This is a genomic window from Bradyrhizobium sp. 482_C4_N1_8 (assembly GCF_052075965.1).
Taxonomy (GTDB): domain Bacteria; phylum Pseudomonadota; class Alphaproteobacteria; order Rhizobiales; family Xanthobacteraceae; genus Bradyrhizobium; species Bradyrhizobium barranii.
Window position 1 is genome coordinate 2,202,796 of the sequence record NZ_CP197231.1, and the last position, 21,583, is coordinate 2,224,378.

At 57.9% G+C, this 21,583-nt stretch carries 14 protein-coding genes and 2 pseudogenes; 8 read left to right on the forward strand and 8 right to left on the reverse strand.

What is annotated here, in order from left to right:
• The first annotated feature begins 777 nt into the window (after positions 1–777).
• The 5 genes and pseudogenes from AB7Z56_RS10340 to AB7Z56_RS10360 form a co-directional block, all read left to right on the forward strand.
• Complete coding sequence (locus tag AB7Z56_RS10340) at positions 778–1,263, forward strand: Rid family hydrolase (protein ID WP_354244131.1); 486 nt, start codon at positions 778–780, stop codon at positions 1,261–1,263.
• 31 nt (positions 1,264–1,294) lie between these two features.
• Positions 1,295–1,948: a hydrolase gene (locus AB7Z56_RS10345; RefSeq protein ID WP_212102406.1), complete on the forward strand. Its 654-nt coding sequence runs from the start codon at positions 1,295–1,297 to the stop codon at positions 1,946–1,948.
• Positions 1,949–2,076: 128 nt separating this feature from the next.
• The gene (locus AB7Z56_RS10350; RefSeq protein WP_354265564.1) at positions 2,077–2,376 is read left to right on the forward strand and encodes a hypothetical protein; all 300 of its coding nucleotides are present in this window, start codon (positions 2,077–2,079) and stop codon (positions 2,374–2,376) included.
• 1,703 nt (positions 2,377–4,079) lie between these two features.
• Positions 4,080–4,622, forward strand: coding sequence for a cytochrome b (locus AB7Z56_RS10355; protein ID WP_441256210.1), 543 nt, complete (start codon positions 4,080–4,082; stop codon positions 4,620–4,622).
• A gap of 247 nt (positions 4,623–4,869) precedes the next feature.
• Positions 4,870–5,432 (forward strand): annotated as a pseudogene (locus AB7Z56_RS10360) (P-type conjugative transfer ATPase TrbB); the annotation flags it as partial.
• Between the two features lie 342 nt (positions 5,433–5,774).
• Here the strand turns inward: AB7Z56_RS10360 and AB7Z56_RS10365 are convergent.
• The 4 genes and pseudogenes from AB7Z56_RS10365 to AB7Z56_RS10380 form a co-directional block, all read right to left on the reverse strand.
• The gene (locus AB7Z56_RS10365) at positions 5,775–5,921 is read right to left on the reverse strand and encodes a hypothetical protein (protein ID WP_354244123.1); all 147 of its coding nucleotides are present in this window, start codon (positions 5,919–5,921) and stop codon (positions 5,775–5,777) included.
• 90 nt (positions 5,922–6,011) lie between these two features.
• Positions 6,012–6,458 carry a hypothetical protein gene (locus AB7Z56_RS10370; RefSeq protein ID WP_354244120.1) on the reverse strand — a complete coding sequence of 149 codons (447 nt, stop codon included), beginning with the start codon at positions 6,456–6,458 and terminating at the stop codon, positions 6,012–6,014.
• Positions 6,459–7,721: 1,263 nt separating this feature from the next.
• Complete coding sequence (locus tag AB7Z56_RS10375; RefSeq protein WP_212102412.1) at positions 7,722–8,267, reverse strand: carboxymuconolactone decarboxylase family protein; 546 nt, start codon at positions 8,265–8,267, stop codon at positions 7,722–7,724.
• 30 nt (positions 8,268–8,297) lie between these two features.
• Positions 8,298–8,776, reverse strand: a pseudogene (locus AB7Z56_RS10380) (nitroreductase family protein).
• A gap of 1,088 nt (positions 8,777–9,864) precedes the next feature.
• Here AB7Z56_RS10380 and AB7Z56_RS10385 point away from each other — a divergent pair.
• Positions 9,865–10,551 carry a peroxiredoxin-like family protein gene (locus tag AB7Z56_RS10385; RefSeq protein ID WP_354244114.1) on the forward strand — a complete coding sequence of 229 codons (687 nt, stop codon included), beginning with the start codon at positions 9,865–9,867 and terminating at the stop codon, positions 10,549–10,551.
• Between the two features lie 99 nt (positions 10,552–10,650).
• Here AB7Z56_RS10385 and AB7Z56_RS10390 read toward each other — a convergent pair whose 3' ends face one another.
• Together AB7Z56_RS10390 and AB7Z56_RS10395 are read right to left on the reverse strand one after the other, a co-directional pair.
• Positions 10,651–11,697, reverse strand: coding sequence for a LysR family transcriptional regulator (locus AB7Z56_RS10390; protein WP_212454489.1), 1,047 nt, complete (start codon positions 11,695–11,697; stop codon positions 10,651–10,653).
• A 1,356-nt stretch (positions 11,698–13,053) separates the two neighbouring features.
• Entirely contained in the window at positions 13,054–17,889 is a 4,836-nt protein-coding gene (locus AB7Z56_RS10395; RefSeq protein WP_441256211.1) for a trifunctional serine/threonine-protein kinase/ATP-binding protein/sensor histidine kinase, read from the reverse strand.
• Positions 17,890–18,287: 398 nt separating this feature from the next.
• Here AB7Z56_RS10395 and AB7Z56_RS10400 point away from each other — a divergent pair, with 398 nt between their 5' ends.
• Positions 18,288–18,839 carry a PAS domain-containing protein gene (locus AB7Z56_RS10400; RefSeq protein WP_354265568.1) on the forward strand — a complete coding sequence of 184 codons (552 nt, stop codon included), beginning with the start codon at positions 18,288–18,290 and terminating at the stop codon, positions 18,837–18,839.
• A gap of 233 nt (positions 18,840–19,072) precedes the next feature.
• Positions 19,073–19,639 carry a sulfite oxidase-like oxidoreductase gene (locus AB7Z56_RS10405; protein WP_354244105.1) on the forward strand — a complete coding sequence of 189 codons (567 nt, stop codon included), beginning with the start codon at positions 19,073–19,075 and terminating at the stop codon, positions 19,637–19,639.
• A 99-nt stretch (positions 19,640–19,738) separates the two neighbouring features.
• On the opposite strand, the gene AB7Z56_RS10410 is transcribed toward AB7Z56_RS10405, so the two are convergent.
• Both AB7Z56_RS10410 and AB7Z56_RS10415 read right to left on the reverse strand, forming a co-directional pair.
• On the reverse strand, positions 19,739–20,131 hold the full coding sequence (locus AB7Z56_RS10410; RefSeq protein WP_212102504.1) for a response regulator transcription factor: 393 nt from the start codon (positions 20,129–20,131) through the stop codon (positions 19,739–19,741).
• A gap of 360 nt (positions 20,132–20,491) precedes the next feature.
• Positions 20,492–21,145 (reverse strand): response regulator transcription factor, encoded by a 654-nt coding sequence (locus AB7Z56_RS10415; RefSeq protein WP_212102511.1) that lies wholly within the window; start codon positions 21,143–21,145, stop codon positions 20,492–20,494.
• Between the last annotated feature and the right edge of the window lie 438 nt (positions 21,146–21,583).

Below are 21,583 nucleotides of genomic sequence, written 5' to 3' on the forward strand. Positions count from 1 at the left end.
TCATCATTTTCCGTTTCTGGTTGCCCCGACCCCGCGCAATCCTTGCTGTTCTCGCGCGACATCTACGAAGTTCTCAGAACTCACCGAGCGAAGTTCGCGACGTCGTTTGTGCAAACACGACGGCATTGATTGCCGATTCAGCGACAGAACATTGGTAGTGCGAGCGTCTCTGTCTTTCCACGTTTGTCCCACTTACTCATATCATCCCCAGATCACTATGCCTGGAAAAGGTGCCCAGCAAAATTTGACAAACTTCGAAGCGATTTCGCTCGGACTGGAACCGTTAGGTGTCGTTACGAATAACTCTTGTTCGACAGTATAAAGGCTGAGAGTGCCGCTCGATATTCGGGTAGCGACGTGGGCGACGCGCTTCTCATCGCGGAACGAGTTGAGGTCTGAATCGCCCGGCGGCGCGGACACGCTCCGCTCGTTAGCGGCGTCTTCGGGCTAAAATGCGAAAAACTCAGCGCGAGGAAATCTGATTCACTCCAACCCATTAGGCTAAACCCAGAACGACGTCTCGCCACTTCGCGATGGGCCATGTGTGGGCGGCTCCGGGTTGGCAAGAAGAATTTTAACTTTGCAGCATTGGTCGTAACAACCATGAGTTCGGCCAGTTAGCGACGCGGCCGCAATAACGATCGTCTATCGACTCTATGGCTAGAGGTGATTTCCCTCGCCGACTTTACAAGGTCATCTTCCAAAGCATCGTCATACCGAAACTTTCAGTGCCGCCACCGAGACGCGATGCCGGATTGAAAAGCCAGGAGGCTCGAGTTGCAAAGCAACGAAGTAAACGCAGTCGCAGCAAATGGAAAAGAGGCCGCCTATTTCGGTGTGCCGTGGGAAGATGCTTATGGATACGCGCAGGCGATCAAGGTTGGTGACACTATCCATGTCTCCGGCCAGCTCAGCCACGACGAGAAGGGGCACCTGATCGCGCCTGCTTCTCTCAACGAAACCGGCAAGCCGGCCGAGTTCTCGATGATGGAACAGCAGATGCGCGCAACCTACGCCAATGCCGTCAAGCTTTTGGCGCGCTTCGGGGCAACGCTGGACAACGTCGTCGAAGAGACGCTCTATGTACTCGATGTCGACGCTGCATTCAGCGCCGCGGGCAAGGTGCGCAAGGATGCATACGGCACGGCACGACCCCAGTGCGCCAGCAACTTGATCGGTGTGACGAGACTAGCCTTTCCTGAACAGCTCATCGAGATCGCCTTCAAGGCTGTGCTGTCGGGAGCAGAAGCGAAGCGGCGGTGATAAATCCCCGATATCCGGAGTTAACGAAATCATGACACAAGGACCTGGAACCGCGAGGGCAACGCCCGACATCCCGATCGAGCCGAAGGATTGCGCCTTGGTGCTGGTCGATCAGCAGGCCGGACTTGCTTTCGGCGTGGGATCGATCGATCGCCAAATGCTTCTGAACAACGTGATCGCTCTGGCGCGCACTGCCACCGTTTTCGGCATGCCGATCGTGGCGTCCACGTCCGCCACCAAGGTCTACAGCGGTCCCCTGATGCCCGCGATTCAAGCCGCGATTCCCGAAGTCGTGGCGATCGACCGCCGCAACATGAACATGTGGGAGGACGACGCTGCGCGCGACGCGATCGTGGCGACTGGACGGCGGAAACTGATCTTTTCGGGGCTGCTAACAGAAGCTTGCGTGACTTTTCCGGTGCTCTCCGCGCGCGCGGCGGGGTACGAGGTACACGTCGTCGGCGACGCTTGCGGCGGGCTCACTCCGGTCAGTCACGATCTGGCGATGCGACGAATGGAGGCAGCGGGGGCGAAGCCGACGTCGTGGATCCAGCTCCTTCTGGAACTCCAGCGCGACTGGACCCGCGCCGAGACCTATGACGGGGCGCGGGCGATCGTGGAGGCTCACGGCGGCGGATACGGTATCGGCCTGGCCTATGCGCGGGATATGATCAATCCCGCGTAAGAAACGCGCCGATTATCCGTCGGAGTTGTTCCTGCGCCCCGAGCGCTGGCGCATGGGGTTAGGTTCACAGCGTAGGAAATCGTACTGCGAATATTTCATCCTGAGATCCATTTGACAGGAACTCTACGATGACCAATGTCAATGCTAATGCTAGCAACGGTAGTGTAGGTATGCGGCTCCTGCTTTCATTTTTCATTGTGGTGCTGATGTCGTTCGGTGGGTACGCCGCTTTCGTCTCCGCTCCCGCGACACGGGCCAACGCGAAAATCCAACTCGATCGTGAGATCGAAGTTGAAGATCTCGCATTCTGTGAAAAGCTCGGAATACGCGCTGACACGAGCGGCTTTGGTGTGTGCAGCCAACAGCTCGCGCTTGTTCGACAAAAGCAAGCCGACCGGGACAGTGCCGCAGCTGCAGGTCTTCCCTAAATTAGCGGACGCGAAGTGGACGGCCATCTCTGGGAGCCCGACCTGAGGCGAGGCTTGCGCTCAGCCCCCTACGAAGTCGGCCAGAAGCGCAGCATCGTGACTACGCCCTTCCTTCAGCTCGTCCCAGTCGGCGAAACGCCCGATCAAGACACCGTTTACGAGTTCAAGAAGGTGACCAACGAAGAGCCGAAGCGCGCGCTTCCCGTCGAACTACCTCGCGACCGACGGCTAGGGGCAGCCAGGTGTTTATCCTGTCGCAATTGAGGGACTGGAAAAGATAAAAGCACGGCATTTTCCAACGCCTGCACGAAACCTCCAAACGACAAGGACGGACGGCTCGGGTTGGCACGCGCAACTTCGATTGGTCCAAGGACGACAACTGGTTTAGAAGTCTCTCTGCAGACGCAGCTGCTGGCATTCCTCGCTACAGCATCACGCGGCGCGGCGACAATAACGATCGTCTATCGGTTTTATGGCGCGAAGTGATTACCTTTGCCGGCGTTGCAAGGTCATATTAGTCGGTGGCGGATAGGCATGTTTAACACGAACTGGATCTACCCTGAAGATTCAAGTCGGCAGCCTCGCAATTGCTGTCGCTGTGGCCGCCACGGCCTACTGGTCTGCTGTGCCCATCAATGGCACGTCGATCAAGGCGGCGGTACCAGCCGTGACGATGGACGTGCGCTCTCGGTGCGATGTCGTACGCGTATCCCACCTATGGCTCGTATTGCAGCTATCCGACCTATGACTATCCCGGCTTCTCTTACGTCTGGTGGTGACTACAACTGGTAGCGACGCCAAAGCTTGGCAGCGTGCGGCTCCCTCGTGAGATGGAAGTAGCCATGGAAAAAATGAGGATGCATGCCGAAATGAACAATCCTGCCGAGCCTCGGCCGGTCAATCCACGGGCTGTCGCATGAGCAATCTAGCGAACTGGCTATACCTTATCGGATCACTGTGCTTTGTTCTTGGTACAGTGATCAACATGCTTCCAGTTTGAGGAAGACCAACATGTATTTGAGAGATTTTAGGCGTTCCTGGGTCATGCGTACATCGCTCTTGGGTCGTGTGTCACGAGCATCGCCATGAGTACCGGTGATGCGCAACTGGACGAGAGATGAAGGAGGGCTCTTCGGTTCGGCAATCATCTCAAGCCACCGCAAGCTGTTTGCGGTCAAGAGCCGTGATGGTGAGCGTTGCGGAGAAGCCAGGACACGGTTCCGACGGGCACAGTCGAGAGAGGCGAGCGCAAGTAAACCACTGCAGAAGTGTCGAAGACCGATTTGGGCGATGTCAGAACTGGGGGAACGCTTCCTTCGGGATCAGCTCGGGGGATGCCTGGGCCGTTCCGAGCGACGTCCGGCATGTGGGCGGCGCGAAGCTCGACCAGGCTGTCATATGGAACGTGAGAGCCTGTGCTCCGTTGCGGCGATGGCGCGAAGGGAGAAACCACAAGCGGCTCCAACCGCTAGGGCGAGAGTACCGCTGCGGAGCCCAGGGTCGGAGCAGCCCGTAGGTGCGAAGAGCCTGCAATGGAGCTGGAGCGAAGGGGCTGCGTTGTTCAGCGTTTCATTAGCTAACTGGAAACGGGAGAACTGTTGGTGGACAAGGCAAAGCCGGGCAAGACCACTAAGCGCTCAAATCTCTGGCGACGCGCCGCCACCGTTCATCAACCGCTGCGGCGGGCTTAAGATCGGAGTTAGATGATCGGTTTGCGCAGCACTTCCTCTCGCTACGGCGCCGGCGCGCAGGCCTTCCATTGGCTGACCGTCATGCTGGTTCTGGCCGCATATGTGCTCAGTAAGGGCGACGGCTATTCACTCTATTCCGCCGCGGCGGACGGGCTCCGCAGGATTCACGAGACGCTCGGGCTGCTCGTCTTCATTGTCGTCGTGCTGCGGCTGCTATGGCGGCTGATCGACCGCCCGCCGGCGAAGCAACCTATGTCGCGATGGATGACTGTAGCCGCGAAGCTCGTCCAGTTCGCGCTTTATGCGCTCCTCATCGCGATTCCAACGACGGCGGTGCTCGGTACCTGGCTCGAGGGGATTCCCGTCACCCTTCCCGGATTCGACATCGCCCCCCAGATCGCCAAGGCGCATGGACTGGGGCAGCTGATCATGAAAATACACGCCACTCTCGGCAACGTCATCCTCTGGGTTTCCGGCGTGCATGCAGCGGCGGCTCTCTTCCATCACTTCTATCTTCGCGACGAAGTCTTTCGGTCGATGGCTCCGGGCGCATGAACGATTAGATCGAATTAGTCCGAGCTACTGCGGCGAGGCGTTATTCCTCTGAAACTGGCGAGGTGGCCGGCAGAATCACTCGGTTTCATGTCGCGCTGCCAAACCCGATAATTGCATTGTTGCACCAACACTCTTCCTGCCTTTTCTAATCATCCCCATCCGATGCCGCTCGAAACGGCCTCATTTGTTGAGGACGGCGGTGGTACATCATTTCATTCAATCGGAAGCGATTTCGCGTGGTGCTCACATGCTGCGCACCACGTTTGGTGCCGCTATCGCTTGCTTTCTCGAAGATTCGACCGTCGTCGAGGTAATGCTCAACCCTGACGGGCGATTTTGGAACGACCGGCTGTGGAGTAGCTTGGCAGATACGGGAGAAATGGTGCCCCCTCCAGACGGGGAGCCCATCGTCCGATTGGTTGCCCACCATGTCGGTGCCGAAGTTCACGCAGCCAGCCCGCGTGTTTCGGCCGAACTTGCTAGGGACTGGAGAGCGTTTCGAGCGACTTTTGCCGCCGATAGCTGCGGCTCCGGTGTTCGCGACCCGAATGCCTACGGTCGCGGTGTTGACATTGGATGACTGCGTGGCAACAGGCGTTATGACCTCGAGGCAAGCCGCTGCTTTGAAATGCGCGGCCGAAGCGCGCAAGAAATCTTGTGACCGGCGGCACCTTCAGAGCCAAGACGACGCTGATCAGCGCATTGCGAGCTGAGGTAGACAAGGCTTCAGATCCAGTTGTTCTCATCGAAGACACCAGAGAGCTCCAATGTCCATGGCATGGTGTTCTCCCTCGAATCGTCGCAATCCGAATAAATCGTAACCGCTGAAATCACTCACCCCTTTTTGGATCAGCAAGGCCAGGTCAGTATCACCCACAATCCAACGCGCGGCGTCGTCGGCGGCCCTGAACTCTACAGCCCGGATCAAATGTTGCCGATGACGTGACGAGGTTGCCGCACGACTATGGGTCAGAGCTCAGCGCTGGTGACGACAAAACTGCTAGCTGCCGTTCATCGTGATCTAAGAGCATATGCCGAAGTGCTAAAACGAGAGGTGGTCATCCGCTTCCTTGCAAAGCACCCCACACGGTTTCGCGACGGTCGCCGTGCGTTATACCGGGGCGCCGCTCGCGACCTTCGGTGTCGCAGCTGTCAGGCGACCTCCTCGATCACGAGCTCTCTTCCGTTGAAGGAGATCGCGTCACCGTCGCGCTTGCCCTCCAACTCAACATAGATCGGGGACTGGGTGGAGATGCCCATGATCTCGCTGCCGTCGCACACAAACTTGCCTGTCGACACGACAATAGCAAAGGCCGCCGTTTAGCTTCACCACTGAGCCTTCCTCGAACTCGCTCTTAGGCCTGTAGTCGATCGCCGCGAGTTCCTCGATTATGTCGGAGTGCGAGTGAACGGTGTCGTCGAATGATTCGGAGAGGTCGGTCGCGAGCTCTGCTTGCGCTTGCTCGATCGTCTTCTTCGATCGGCCCACCTCAGCGCGTTGAGAACTGAGGTCGTCAGCGAGACCGCAGCGACGAGAACCGAATAATACCAGGCGGCAAGCCCAGTGAAATGGAAAGCGGTGGGGGCGGTGACCACACCTAAAGCGCCGTCCATCCAGAGATGCAGCCAATTAGGGATGACCGGGACGAGCCCCGTCGTGTGGTCCGTGAGAGCCGGCAGCAGTAGTGTCGTGGCGCGGGTCACCACCGAAAGCCACAGCCCGACAGGACCGCCTTTGCCTAGCTTCAGCAGGAATGGCGCGACCATCAAGACGATGATAACAGGATAGTCGATTAGGTAGGTGTGGATGGATTTTGCGATAAAGCGAAAGGGCATGGCGTAACTCCTGCATGCTGGGCTGCTCGATCGAGTTCTTGGGGCATCGAGAGCAGGGGCTGCGCACACGAACGGCGGATCGACCGCTTTGTGAACGATAGGACGCGTGCTGCCACCAAGTATCGATGAGATGGATAAGGAGAGTATTCCGGCCTGCGCGCCGTTAGAAATGTTAGATCGTTATCGTTTTCATTCTCTCCGGCACCCGCGTGTAAAGCTTTCCGACGCTAACGCCCCCGTGCAGGAGGTGAGAGCAAGCGATCGAGTAGGAACCTCTTCCATTAGAACGCTCCCGGTTTGTCATCCGAACTGACGCCTACGCAGCGCCGGCGGAGCGAGAGCCTTTCGTCCCATCGAATGTTTGAGTGAATCTTGCTCTGAGCCCGTGTTCACAGTTCGTCCAAAGTAGCGTGAATCTGCGCATTGTTCTTGCCATGACCCAATTGCTCGGGGACGCCGTCCTCTTCGATCTGATACGAACGAAGACGCGTTTCGCTTCTGACCGATGGTTTGAAGGGGCGGTCTCTAGTGCGTCCGGAAGGTTCGAGTGAAGCTGCTGCGGCTCTGTTACCCTGCGTCAAGTGCACCTAACTCGATGGACCATACATTGGTAGCCGGCATTCCGCATGCGAAGACGGTCAGATGGACATAGGCGAGTCACCAAATGTGCGGGTGGATCTCGCCATGAATGCCGAGCCAACCCTGCCGATCTTGCGCGGGGTTTGAACTCTGAAGTCCGCCGTGCGACGTGATGCCATGTCGGTGCATGCGTTCGCTATCGGCGGGTCATTCAATTGCGAAAAGCGCTCCACCCATGCTTTTTGCAGAAGTCAGACTGCGACGTCGAGCGGCGACAGGCGCATGTGTCGGCCAATGGCGGCGAACGCGACCGTGACGACGGCGCTGCCGACGAACACGAGGCAGCCGCCTAGGCTCGACGCGCCGAGCACCTTGGTTTTGCCTCGCGCGCAGCCGGCCTTAGGCTCGGATCCGCTAGGCTGTGGTGGGGCAGGATCAGGGACGCGCTGCTCACGACCTAATCCTGAGTTAGGTCGCGCGATTCGCGGCGTGAGCTCATTGAACAGCAGCCCGAAGCCGCGCCGCCGTGTCTCGTTTGCGGATCACTCCTTGCAACATCAATCCAATCTCAGGCAAACTTGTTCCCAAGAACCTTTCTCGGGTGCGTCTGGACTTTGGCGCTACGCTCGCATCACATGACATCTCCGAGGATCCTCGGAGATGGTCGTTGCGACCGGGTAAAGTTCAGATCGAGCCAGCCAGCGCAACCACGGGAAAGTCCATCTGGGGATCGAACACGTTATTGAGAAAGTTCGTCAGGGAGTACATGGCCACGAGTGCGACCATCTCGATGACGTGTGCATCCGTGTAGCCGGCATCGCGGACGGCTTTCAGATCGGCGTCACTGACCTTGCCACGGGTCTCGATGACTTTGCGCGTAAACTGGATGGCGGCGTCCCGCTTCGGGTCGCTAGCATGGCCTTTCCGAGCGAGAATGATTTCATTGGCCGGCAGCTTGGCCATATGATCGGCCGTAAAGCTGTGGACTGTCAGGCAGTAGTTGCAGCCATTCACTTCGGAGACAGCGAGGCCGATGCTGTCACGCGTCTTCACGTCGAGCGCCTTGTTCATGGAGCCGAGCAGGGTGGCCCATGAGTTGAATGCGATTGGGCTTGCCGCGAAGGTTGCCATCGTATTCGGGGTGAACCCGATGCTTTTGCTGAATATATCGAGGGTCGATTTCGAATCGACCGGCACCTGTTCCGGCTTTAGAGCCGCAATTCTGGGCATCACAATCCCCGCAAGTTACTGGTTCACCAATTAAACGAGATCCAACACATCGGCGACAGGACGGCGCGGCTTCTGTGGCCAGTTTCCCGGACGCCGCGCCTCTACGGGCAACAGCATGACCGATACCTCGTCCTTGGTCAGTCCGAACTCGCGGAGCGCTGCGTCGGCATCAAAACCGATCATCGGCGTCGAACCCAAGCCTAGGGAGCGGACCGCATAATTCATCGCCGTCGCCAAAGGTACGTACTGCCTCGTCGCGCTGGCGCTGCGGGTGCTCCATGTACAGGTCGCGCGCGGGGATTTCCCAATCCAACACCATATTTACCCGCATGATGCCCGCTTCCACCACCGACGCCAGACGCTCTGGCACTGCGCTGGAATCGGCCAATTCGTACCAGCTCGCGAATTTTCGTGTCGCTCAAGGTGGCGGCAGTGTCATAGTACTTAGCGGCGCTGCCGCTCAGGATGCATTCGATGACCGCGTTGGTCATTGTCATTTCGTTGGTCATGTGATCGACCCCAGCTTGCCCTGGGTTACCCGATGAAATCCGCGACACTGGTGCACTGGTGCAGGGATCCCCATTGGTCGCAGCGCAGGACGAAATTTTCCAATCGCCGGTATGTATAGTTTCCATAAGGGCGGGGAATGCCGCTGCGACAGTCCTCGCTGCCATTTGTAAATCATGGCAAATTGGGCAGGCCGGCGATGGCTTCACGCCGCGCGGCGCGCCGGTAATAACGATTGTCTATCGATTCCATAGCGAGAGGTGATTTCTTAGTCGAGGTTCGACCGCCAAGGTGTGAGATCGCTGTCACAGCAACCCAAAACGAGACCGCGAATGACCAGTCCTAAAAACCAGAGACGGGAGCATGTCGCTACGAGGCGCAGCGGTTTGTAGAGCGTTGTAGCCGTGGCGTTATCGATGCAGAACCATGCGCGCGAGAGCTCGGGTGGGAAGCGACCCGCCGGCGCATGGTGATCGCGGCCTGGGTGCTTGCGTCGTGGATGGCGTTCATCGATGGGACAGCGCTGCCGGAGCTGGGTACCCGACCCGGAATTCCTTCCAGTCATCGCTTTAATAGACGTCTCTTGCGAATGTAGTTTTCATCTGTCGCCTTCTTACAGTTTTCGATACGAGATCCTTCGTTGCCGCATGCATCTCGCGGCCAGAAGGCGTGCCTGTCGCCGTTCGCGACCAGAGGTGACGTGACGCCCAAAACATGTGCCTGACAGGCGATGTTGCCAGCTGGAATAGAGGGCGCGAACGGTCAGGCGCACACTCAGGAAAACGACTGGTCAAAGTCTGGACCTACCGCATTCAAGCCTCTACGGAATTCAGTCCGGCTTCGCGATATCGTTTCACCTTTCCTGCGACGCCTACCATCTTCCATCGGCCTCCTCTTCGGAAGCGGCGCCTATTGCTTGGTCTGAACCGCAGCACATCGCGATTTTGGAGCCGCCGACTATCCCTAACGGTTATTCGTCAACGACCACCATTCCAAACTTGAATTGTCGTTTTCCAGAGCGCGCTGTCACCATGCAAGAAACATACGTGGACCTGTACCGCGAGGGGTACCACTTGGGGGAGAAATTAAAATGGACGATGAAGTCTCGAGGGGGCGCCCGGAGAGTACGCCGATCGAAGCCTCCGCAGGGACGTTGAGCGGCTTTCGCACGCTGGACATCCGAACCGACCGGCTGATTTCCTCGTGGCTCCGAGATGCCGGCGTTCCTGGCGGCGCCCTGAAGGCGAACGAACCTGCCCCCGATTGCCTTCTCCCTGAGGCAAATGGAACGCTCGTTTCATCCTTTGAATTGCGACAAGCTGCGCCGTTGATCGTCACCTTCATTTACGGGACTTGGTCTCCATTGTGCGCAGCTGTGCTACGCGCTCTTCACGGAGCCACCTTCGGCATCCGCGCTGTCGGCGCTAGAGCAATTGCCATAACGCCCGAGACTGGACACTTGCCGCGCAGTTTCAAACGCGCTCACCAACTCGATCTGGAAATCCTCTCCGACCTAGATCTTGGGGTAAGCCTTTCGTTCGGACTGTTGTCCGTGGTGCCGGCGCATTTAAAGCGCCGTCTCTTGCGGCACGGCTTTGATCTCTCCGCGCTCCATGGCTTCTCCTTTTGGATGTTGCCAATACCTGCCACCTATGTCCTCGACCAACGAGGGATCATCCGTCGAGCGTTTGTCGGGCCGGACTTCATCACGGGAGCGGCGACCGAAACAGTGCTTGCTGCCATGTCCGAATCGGATGGGCCCAAGCCTCGCCCTTAGAGCCTGACGGGAAATGACGCGAGTCAATTCAAGTGGTCACGCGTGGGGGACTGCAACTGCGACGCGGCCGGGCTTGTCCCGGCCATCCACGACTTCGCGTCACTTCAGCAAACGACGGTTGGATGTCCGCGACAAGCTCGGACATGAGGAGGCGGGACCGGGGTCCGTTATTTGGATCAAGGCGCCTGCACCTTGTGCATCAGCCTTGCGAGCATTGTCTTTGTTCGACGCAGGGGCAGATGCACGGCGAAGTTTGTCCAACGCACTCGTCCAGTCGCAAACACGAGCAACCTTGATAAAGGCGTCAAGTGCCGGCGAATACTGCCTCCCAGCCACGGCCAAGAGCTGCACCTCGCGCCGGACGGGGTCGCCCTCAATTGGAATAGCGGCGAGCGACGGCAGCCTGGGAGCGTGTTCTGGCACCAGGATGGCCCCAAGACCGGCGGACGACATTTGCTGAAGATGGCTTTCCTGAGCGCTCCTGTGCACAACTTTAGGGCCTGGATGGTCGGCAAAACAAGCCTGTTTGAATCGGCCTGCGACGTCGCATCCGACCCTTTCGAGAAATACCGCCTCATGCAAGTCTTGGGGCGGGATAACGGTTTGCCTCGCCATCGGATGTTTCTGAGACAAGGCGAGCACGTACCGCTCCTCGAACAGCCGCCAGCGGTCGATACGCTCAGGTAGCTCCACGGCGTCACCGACGAGCGCGGCATTGATCTCGCCATCCAAAAGCATTGCAACGAGCCCGTTGGCATCCGTCTCGTGCAAATCGACTCGAAGGTCAGGGATGGTCCTGGCGAGCTCCAAGAGCAATTCCGTGATGAGTGCGGCGGAGACTGACGGCACCAGCCCGATCTTGAGCGGGGCGATTGTCTTCTTTTGATAGCCTCGCGCCTGAAGCCGTACGGCCTCCGTGGCGGCAAATATTTTCTCCAGCATGGGCAGAATCATCTTGCCCAACTCGGTGAGCTGGGTGAAGTGACGTTCACGGTGAATCAGCGCGCCACCGAGTTCTTGCTCCAGCTTGTGAACGGCCTTTGTCAGCGCCGGCTGGGTCACATTGCATTGCTTCGCGGCTCGCGTAAAATTGAGTGTCCTTGCTAGGGCTAAGAAATATCGCACCTGATGAAGCTGGAGCTGCATACTCATACTCGAAAGATTTGCCGCGATTCGGACCGTTCCAGTTCGTTGCCATAGACCATCGCCGACATCCCTCTTATGGCGATGGCCGTGAGGTTTATGGTCTCCATCGTTCTCTTCCCGGCAGGACTTGTTACCTAACGCGACGCCAAGCTGCGGAGTCACTTTGTGCGGCAAAGGATAGAACAGGGTCCCGTCATCCTTCTTGGCGCTGGCGATATAGAAGTAGACGCATTTGCTCTTTTACTCTTACTTTTGCGGTCGGAGCTCTTCGCTCATGATGATTGAAATTGTATGTGCCCACCCCATGGCATAACGATTGGTGTCATTGACGCTCACATCGGCGCCATTAGGCGATGCAGTTGACGCTCGGATACGCCCATCCTTGTTCTCAATGACGCTGCCGTGCGACTGATGTTCTTGCAAAGAAATAGAGCGGCTTGGTCGCGGAGTTAAGTGCAGTTCTTGTTACGGCGTTCTCATTCTTGCGGATTTGTTGAGTGAGTATTTCGCGGCGCTTGCGTCTGTAGTGTGTCCAACACCTCAGTGGTCTGGACCGCTGGATCAACCGAAGTAGGCTCGAAGGATCCGCCGTGCTTTAGAGGTCAGGATCGGTTGCGCTAACTCGGACTGCGAAAGTGGCTCTCAACGACGGCTTTCGCTGAGGTTCCGACACGTTAGTCATATCCGTGGTCAAGGAGCACGGTTTGCACTTCGCCAAGTTGACCTTCGGCGCACACGTTGACCGGCCGTAACGAACGCAATCAGCCACAGACCGAAACGCACCCGTCCAAATCGGCGAATGTCACGGGGAGCTTGGAGACGAGCTGATACTCAGGACTTTCATCGACTTAGCGGCATTTTTTCCGTCGCAGGTGAGCCCATCCTAAAGTCGTCTCCCCGAACAACCACTATTTCCGCTGGCGCATTCACGAAAGCCCGCCAGCTATTTCAGCGCTCGTTAAGGCGACGGGCCTGAGCACATATGGATCGAAATTCGCGACTCTGTGGCGGCGATCGTCCCGTCGAAATTCGTGAGCTCGCTGACATAGGCTTTATTGAATACTCCAACGACAGCCGGGATCATGCCGACGCTTGAGCTCGAAGTTCAGCTCGATGGCTTGAGCCTTTCCATGGTTGAGGGGCAGCTGTCATTTTGAATTGTGAAACCAAAGCGGGCCCCTGCGCCTTCCAGATCGCCACATCTCATTGCATCAAGCCTGCTCAAGGGCGAATTTCATAGTCGGTGTGAATCGGTCACGGGGCGATGGGCGCGTGCTTGAAATCGCAAAACTCCAAGAGTCATATCAACATTCCGTAGCCGTCCGCTCCGCTGCTGACCCGCTGCAGGATGTTCATTCACGCCGCCTGATTTGGCTGTCCAGGCAGCCTGAATTGAAAAGTTGTGCCCTGAGGTTGGTCGGCGGTGGCCCGCAGTTGTCCTCCATGTGCTTCAATGATGGAGCGGCAGATCGATAGACCCATCCCCAAGCCGCCGGGCTTCGTCGTGTAAAAGGCCTCAAAGATGCGCTCGAGGTCCAGTGAGCTCAGACCTGGACCCGAATCCCGCACTTCGACGAGCACGCCGTCCGGCTTGCCCTTACCAGTGGTGATCACCAACTCTCGCGTTCGCTCGCTGACCGAGCTTAATGCTTCGACGGCGTTGATGATCAGGTTCATGATCACTTGTTGCAGCTGGACCCGATCCCCTTGAATGAGCGGCAAGCCCTCCACGAGGTGTGACTGCACCGAAATGCCATTCCTCGCGACTTCGCCACGGGTCAGGGCTATGACCTCGAGGATTGCTCCGTTGATGTCCACGTCTTCCTTGCGGAGAGGTGCTTTCTTAAATAGCGCGCGCATGCGGCCGATGACTGCGCTGGCGCGATTGCCGTTTGCAAAGATCCGGTTGAGAGCCTGTCGAGCTTTCTCCAGATCTGCCGGTTCGTTGCTCAGCCAGTGCAAGGCCGCAGAGGCATTGTTGAGCGCCGCCCCGATCGGTTGGTTGACTTCATGGGCAATCGAAGCCGAGAGCTGCCCCAGTGTTGAGACTCGGTTCGCGTGCACGAGCTCCATCTGCACCTCGCTGTAACGCCGCTCGCCTTCGCGAATTTCCTGCTCGGCCCGCTTGCGCTCGGTTAAGTCGACCACGAAGGCCACGCCCTGGTCGTGACGCCCACCGAACGTGGCTGCCCCGACCAGCACCGGCACGCGGCCCCCGCTTTTCAGGAAATACTCCTTCTCATAGGGTTGCGTGATTCCGGTCGCCTCCAAATCCGCCACACGTCGGTCGTCGGCATCGCGCCATTCGGCGGGCGTCAGATCCCGCCAGCGCAGTTGACCGGAGATGAGATCGTCGCGGCCGTATCCGATGATGCGGAGAAAAGCTTCGTTGGCATCCATGATCCGACCGTCAGGATCCCAGACAAAGATGCCGATGATGTTGGCATCCACGAGCCGCCGAATCCTCGCCTCACGCTCAGCTAGATCGCGGTACAGGCTGGCGTTCTCTATTGAGATAGCCGCCTGGGAAGCGAGTAGTGTGAGGACCACCATTCGAGCAGGAGTAAACGCGGCGGTCGTAAGGTTGTTCTCCAAGTACAGCATCCCAATCAACCTGGTCTGCTTAAGTATCGGCAGGCAGAGCACTGACCGTGAGCGGCGGTCGCGAATATAGCCATCCGCTGAAAATGAGCTCTGACTGGACGCGTCGTGCAGGAGAACGCATTCTTTTGTCCGAAGGACGTAGTGAAACACAGACTTCGGTAGATCTGCGGCCGTGACGGGTGCCTGTCTCAGGACCACGTTAACGTTGTCACTGCCGGTTGTGGCCTCTGCTTCTATTTGGTACTCGTCGCCTCGCGGAAGAATCAAGAGACCTCGATCGGCGCCCGCGTGTTCGATTGCCAAACTCATGAGGGTGTTGATTAACTTGTCGAAAACGATCTCGCCTGACACTGCTTCCGAGACTCTGATTACGGTAGCTAAATCGAGCTGCTCGATGGGTGTCACTATCGTCGCCGTGGAATCCGGGATCGACTTGTCCACATTGAGGTGCGGATAAAGCTCCTCGAGTTGGCGAACCTTTCCGTCGGCTCCCCAGCGCAGGTAGCAGGCCTGCGCGGCCCGCAAATAGGTCGCCGCGATCTTCTCGTGACCGCGCTTCGCGTAGAAGCGCCCGGCAATCTCATTGGCAATCGCCTGGTTGTGCACGAACCCGTATTTGTGAGCCGCGCGGATGGCCTTGTCGTACAGCGCCTGAGCGTTCAGTACCACGCCCTCAATGCGGGCGATCTCGGCTCCGACCAAGGCAGCGCGGTCTTCGAAGGTTTCGGGGTTGACCTCCGCCCACGCTTGGAGCTGCCGGTGGTGGTCCAGCACAGAATCGAAATGCCTCGGTCTCTGCTCGGGTGTGGCGTGATCCCACACCGCCGCATGCGCCAGCGCGCTATAGAGTCGATACTCCGCTGACTCGAACATTGCCGCCGACGTCCAAAGCAGCGGTTCTGCGCGCAGCGAGGCGTCGACCGCCGACGCAAGGTCTCCGGCTAAAAAGTGCGCTTGCAACTTTCGCGTCCAGTAGTAGAACTCGGCGAGCAACAGATCGGGGCTGATGGCCAAGCGGCGTTCGGTATCGAGTTCGCTGTATCCCTCATGATCCAGGCACCCGAACGTAGCAGTCAGCCCGCGCAAGGTGAGGATCAAGCCGAGTTGTGCTCCGAAGCGCTCGATGACCAGGCCGAAACGCACCCGCCTAGCAAATGCCAGGCCGTTCTCGCATTCCTTTTGCACTTCCGCGAGTGGATCCCCGGCGGCGAGGCCAACCGTGACGGTCAGCAGCTCGCACTCGGCTGTCATATACTCGATCGAGAAGATGAGCTGGCGATTACGTTCCCAAGTCTCTTCTTCTAGAAGGGCTCTGCCGGCCCTGAGATACTTGAGCGCCGAGTCGTATGCTGTCGAGAGTTTCGCGCGCCGGCCTGCGATCAAATTCAGTGCTGCGACGCGCTCGCGATCCTCGACAAAGGTGATGAGGTGGGAGCCCCGGTTGAGTTGATTGACGATCTCAAATATCGCCTCCTCACGTTTTTCAGCGGGCGTGTGCTCGGCGAGGAGTATTCCGATGCGTAGGTGGGCCTCGGCACGCAGCTCCTTCGGGATAAGCGAGTAGGCCGCTTCCTGCACGCGGTCGTGCAGGAAGCCGTAGGAATTGTCCGCACGAAAGATGAGGCCCGAGCGCACGGCTTCCCAGAGATGGTCGTGCATGTCCTCGACCGAGCCCTGATACCCCATCCGCAGCATCTCGAACTCTGCACTGTTGCCCATGCAGGCGAACTGCTGGAGTACCTTCTGCGTCTCTGGCGGAAGGCGCTTCAACTTCTCGACCATCAGCTCTACAACATTGTCCGTGAAGCCTTTGGCACGAATACGGAGCAGGTCCCATACCCAACGCCGCTCGCGGTAGTCGAATGTCAGCAGGCGATCGTCCGCCAGAGTGGAAATGAACTGGATTGCGAAGAACGGGTTGCCCGTGGTCTTTTCGTGAATCAAGTCTGCCAGTGGGGCGGCGCGCTCCAGTTGGCAGTGAAGGGAGTCCACAAGCAGTTTACCTAGATCGTCGCGACTGAGTGGTGTGAGAACGATCTCCTGCACTGCCCCTCCGGCCTGACGGATCGCTTCTAGCTTACGTACCAGCGGGTGGGCGGCATTGACCTCGTTGTCCCGATACGCACCGATGAGCAGTAGGTGCTGCAAATCGTCGCGGGTCAACAGATCTTCGAGGAGGTCGAGTGTGGCAACATCCAGCCACTGCATGTCATCGAGGAAGAGCGCGAGCGGATGTTCAGGTCGCGCAAACACGCCGATGAACCGTCGAAATACGATCTGAAGACGTCTCTGCGCTTCCTGCGGTGGCAACTCGGGCACTGGCGGCTGCTCGCCGATGACATACCTCAATTCCGGGACGAGATCGACGAGGAGCAGTCCGTTCGGACCCAGCGCCTCACGAAGTGCGTCTTGCCATTTGCGCAGGTCTTCCTCGTTCTGGCTGAGGAGCCGCCGGATGAGGCTCTGAAGCGCCTGGGCCAGCGAGGCATGCGGAATGTCGCGCTTGTACTGGTCGGATTTGCCTGACGCAAACAAGCCGTGTGGCGGCACGAGCGGTTTATGAAGCTCATTGACGACCGCCGATTTGCCGATGCCGGAGTATCCGGAGACGAGCACAAGCTCCGCTCGGCCACCGCCAACGATGCGGTCGAAGGCGGTGAGCAGAGTGTCAACCTCGCGGTCCCTCCCGTACAGCTTCTCGGGGATCAAGAGGCGATCGGGGGTGTCGCGAGCGCCAGGCGCGAAGTCATCAATCCACCCCTGGGACTCCCATTGGGACAGGCAGCGCCGAAGATCGCTCTCAACTCCCACCGCTGTCTGATACCTCTCCTCCGCGGTCTTGGAGAGCAACTTCATCGTGATCGCGCAGACCGAGGCCGGCACGGTTCCCACCCGCTCACTGGGTGCGGCTGGTTGTTTCGCGATGTGACAATGCACCCATTCCATCGGGTCGGAGGCCGTGAATGGAAGACTCCCGGTCAGCATTTCGTAAAAAGTCACTCCGAGCGAGTAAAGGTCGCTCCGTGAATCGATCGAACGGTTCATTCGTCCCGTCTGCTCGGGCGCCATGTAGGCGAGCGTTCCCGAGATGAACTCGGGAGGTTCGGGCAACTGACGCTCGCGCGGAAGTTGGGATGCAATCCCGAATCCGGTGAGCCACGCGTTGCCGGCGTCGTCGACGAGGACATTCGCAGGCTTGACATCCTTATGTATGAGGCCTCGTTGATGGACTTGACCGAGTGTTCTTGCCAACCCAATGGCGGTGCTAAGGAAGCGAGTCAGGTTGAGCGGCTGCCCCCGGTCACGCGCAAGAATCCGATCCAGCGGCTCTCCGCCAGGGTCCTTGAGTAAGAGGATCGTCCGCTCTTCGTGACGAGCAATGGCCAGAGGTGTGGCAGCCCACGCGATATCGAGTTCGGCTGCGAACGAGTATTCGTGCATGAGCCGCTTGATACTCTGAGGCGATGGCTGTTCGAAGAGTGCGATAGCCAGGACTGGCGAGGGGTCGTCGTGCTTTCGGCCGCGGTAAAGGGTAAAGTCCGCGCTTTCCCGCAGGGGCACCAGCACGTACCCCGAGATAGGTGACATTCTTTTTGCCACGGCATCACGACCTCGAATGATCATTTGGGCAGGACGCTAGAAAGGTGTCAACAGGGACGAAATATCAATGGCGCGACGGCCGTAGAGTTGGTTCTGTTCGGCTTAGAACGGTAAACTGCGCTTATCCCCCCGCGATCTTCACGCTCCGTCGAACGTACGCGCTATCCTCGTTCTCGTCGCCCCCATCATCTGGCTCTTAGTCCCGCTATCGGAAATGAGGCGGCGAGTTTCCGCGAAGCCCGTTTTCTCAGAACTTGAAGACGCGCTGCCGCCGCTCCAGCAGATAGCACGCCCGCTTAAGACAGCCTCGCTGCCCAACTATTGTATGAGGGAACGAACTTGCTGCCCCATCGTTTACTAACTCTTTCGCGCAAAGGAGGTTGAAAATGGCAACCAGCGTGACAGATAGTGGCTTGGCAACAAGCACGATGATTTTGGATGGCGACTTCGACAAAATCGACTTCCGAGGAGAACTCGTCGACGGGCACCTCGTCGCGAAAGGAATTCTTGCAGACCAAGCGGCGATGGATTCTATGCCAGTAGGGATATACGTTCTCGAAAAGGATGCCACTGTCGTCAAATGCAACAAAACTGCAATCGCGGGCTGGGGACGCACGCCGTCTCTAGGAACCTCGGAAAAGTATTGCGGGTCACACCTTCTTCGTTACCCCTCAGGAGAAGTGATGCCGCACGAACTTTCACCATCTTCCATGGTGATCAACAACAGCGGCACCGTTCGAAACGCCGATGTGATTTGCGAGCAGCCCAACGGTAATCGTCTTCTGGCGCTCGTTAATGTCTTCCCAATTCGCGACGATGAGGACGAGGTGATCGGAGCCGTCAACATTTTCCGTCACAATACCAGCAAGACTGTTCCTGGCTTACTCTCAGAGTCTGCAAGTAGTTCTAACTCTGAGACCTGTGAGGGGAAAGAGTGAAGCTCGCCCTTCGCCGCTTCGGGCTGGACTAGGACCTTGATAGGTCGTTTCTGGGTGTGGGGTACCAGAAGCCCAATGTTTGGTTATGTCCGCCGCAACGCGGCTGACGGCATTTTAGGCCCCGAAGATTTGCGACGTTTGCCAACTAGGCCGCGCCTATACTATTGCGCGCGCTATACTTTGCAATGGAGCTATTTGTGCGATCGAACGAGCGACGCGAACGAGAGCGTGAGATGCGTGCCGCTGGACGGCTGCCCCCGGGACAGTCGCTGACGCTCAAGTGGCCGGTGCTGCATGTGGGCTCGGTGCCGGTGTTTGCTCCCAGGACGTGGGATTTTCGCGTGTTCGGCTTGGTAGAGGAGCAACTGCGGCTTTCGTGGGAAGAGCTATCCAATTTACCGCAGAGCGACGTATTCGCGGATATGCACTGCGTCAACGGCTGGAGCCGGTTCGACAGCCATTGGGGAGGATTGCTCGCCACAGAATTGATGAAGCGAGTGAAGTTGCGGCCAGGGGCCCGGTATGTGATGATTCATGGTGAGAACAACTACACGGCAAACCTGCCAATCTCGGATTTTCTGCGCCCGACGACGATGTTGGCCCTGCGGCATGGCGGCGAACCCCTTTCGCCTGAGCATGGCTACCCATTGCGCCTCGTCGTGCCAAACCTCTATGCGTACAAGAGCGTGAAGTGGGTGCGCGGGATCGAGTTGTTGGATCGCGAGTCGCCGGGCTTATGGGAATTTAACGGATATCACATTTACGGCGACCCGTTCAAAGAGCAACGATCTTCGGGCTGAGCATCGGGACGCTGGAGATATGAGTCGGTGTCAAGTATGGTTGCTCGAACCCAATCTTTAGGCTATTTCACCTGCAGGCACCGGCAGCTGATTGAGCGGTCATGACGGACTTTCATCCGATTTGCCGCGCCGCAGAGCCGATTCGACGCATGCGAGCAGAACCTCCTCGTCGATGGGTTTTGTCAGGTAGCAAACGACGCCCCGACCCAGAGCCCGAGCTCGCGCGCTGTCATCGGGGTAAGCCGTGATGAGAATTGTTGGTATGTCATAGCCAGATCCTACCAAGCGGCTATGCAGTTCAGTCCCAGTCATGCGCGGCATGTGGACATCAACGATCAAACAGGAGGTATGGCTGACGTTGGGAGACGCCAAAAAATCCACGGCGGATGGGAAAGCCTCAATCGTGAAACCTATTGCCTGCATGAGATCCGCTAATGCCGCGCGAGATTGCTCATCATCATCGATGATCGAAATCTGAATTTCGCTAGACATATCCCCGCCCTCACTGCTGGGGATGGGGTCCGCCGCATTTCGCGTTTCGTGTCCATCTCAAGACGCGCACTGCGCGGCTATCCAATCAATCGCACTGTAACGACAAGAGGCTGGACTGGCGATTATATTGTGGACGGGCGATGCCACACTTCGGAATAATCGTTGATATACTTTGGAATAATTGATGCAGAACTTCTGAATAGTTCAGCCCGGTTTGGGCCACGTCCGAACGCGCGCCGATGCCAAGTCGTTTGCGCTCGACGCGGAGCGGCGCCCTTCCGGCAACCGATTAAGACCATCAGTTGGTTCGCGCAAACAACAACGTTTTCGCGGATGGTGCCACGGGCCATCACGAAGCGATTAGGACCGCGGCGACTTTATGCCAAGCGTCTCCGCTATTTTGACAAGCTCGGCGAACGATTGCGCACCCATCTTCTGCATCACATGGCCACGGTGCGCCTTCACAGTGATCTCGGCTATGTCTAGCTGGAAAGCGACCTGCTTGTTCTTTAAGCCAGTGGTCACGAGAGCCAGAACCTCTCGCTCGCGTTGGCTCAAACGCTCGAGACGCGACTTCAGGTCCGTGAGCCGCTGCTCGGCCTTCCGTCGCGTCCGATCGCGTTCCAGCGCGATCGTCACTGCATCCAGCAAGTCTTGATCGCGGAACGGCTTGGTCAGAAAATCCACAGCGCCTGCTTTCATCGCCTTGACCGACATCGGAATGTCGCCGTGGCCGGTCATGAAGATGATGGGAATGGAAGCGTTCATTTTCGACAGCTCGGTTTGAAAATCGAGACCGCCCAAGCCCGGCAATCTGACGTCAAGTACGAGGCAGCTCGCCACCGGTAACAATTCGTCTTCAAGCAGCTCCGCGGCCGACCCAAACAACTTGACCTTGAAGCCGACCGAGTTCAACAGACCTCCGAGTGAGTCGCGGAAGTCCTCGTCATCGTCGACAACGGCGATAGTTGGCTCCTCGGCTACCGCACGCTTTTGAATAGAATGCTGCGCCACGAGATACTCTCCCAACTTCAAAATATCACCTTCACGAAGGCCGTTCAACACGTGACACCGCGCGAGTTCCAGCGTGGAACGCCCTGGTTCGTTGCCGCGAGACGTTCGCCAGGTCGATGGCCCTCAGCACCCTGCTGTAAGCCGGCCGATGAAATCCCTGTTCATCTTCACGCTCTATTAGCAGCGACAGATTTACCGAACGCTCTTAGGATCGCTCTGTGGTCTTTCGGCGGGGCCGTTCCCCTTGCGCCGCTTCAGCTTTCGGTCGCTTTGTTGAACTTGTGCGGCGGACTTTCTGCTTTCGTTGCCAAGATTCTTCCGGCTCGTGGAGCCAATATGGCAAAGTCAGTCTTAGCCGGTTGCCAGTGGGCTATGGGAGCATCGAGTCGGCCAGATCTCCGAGTTTCCGTCGTTAACGCGTTCGGCGGTTTAAAGACC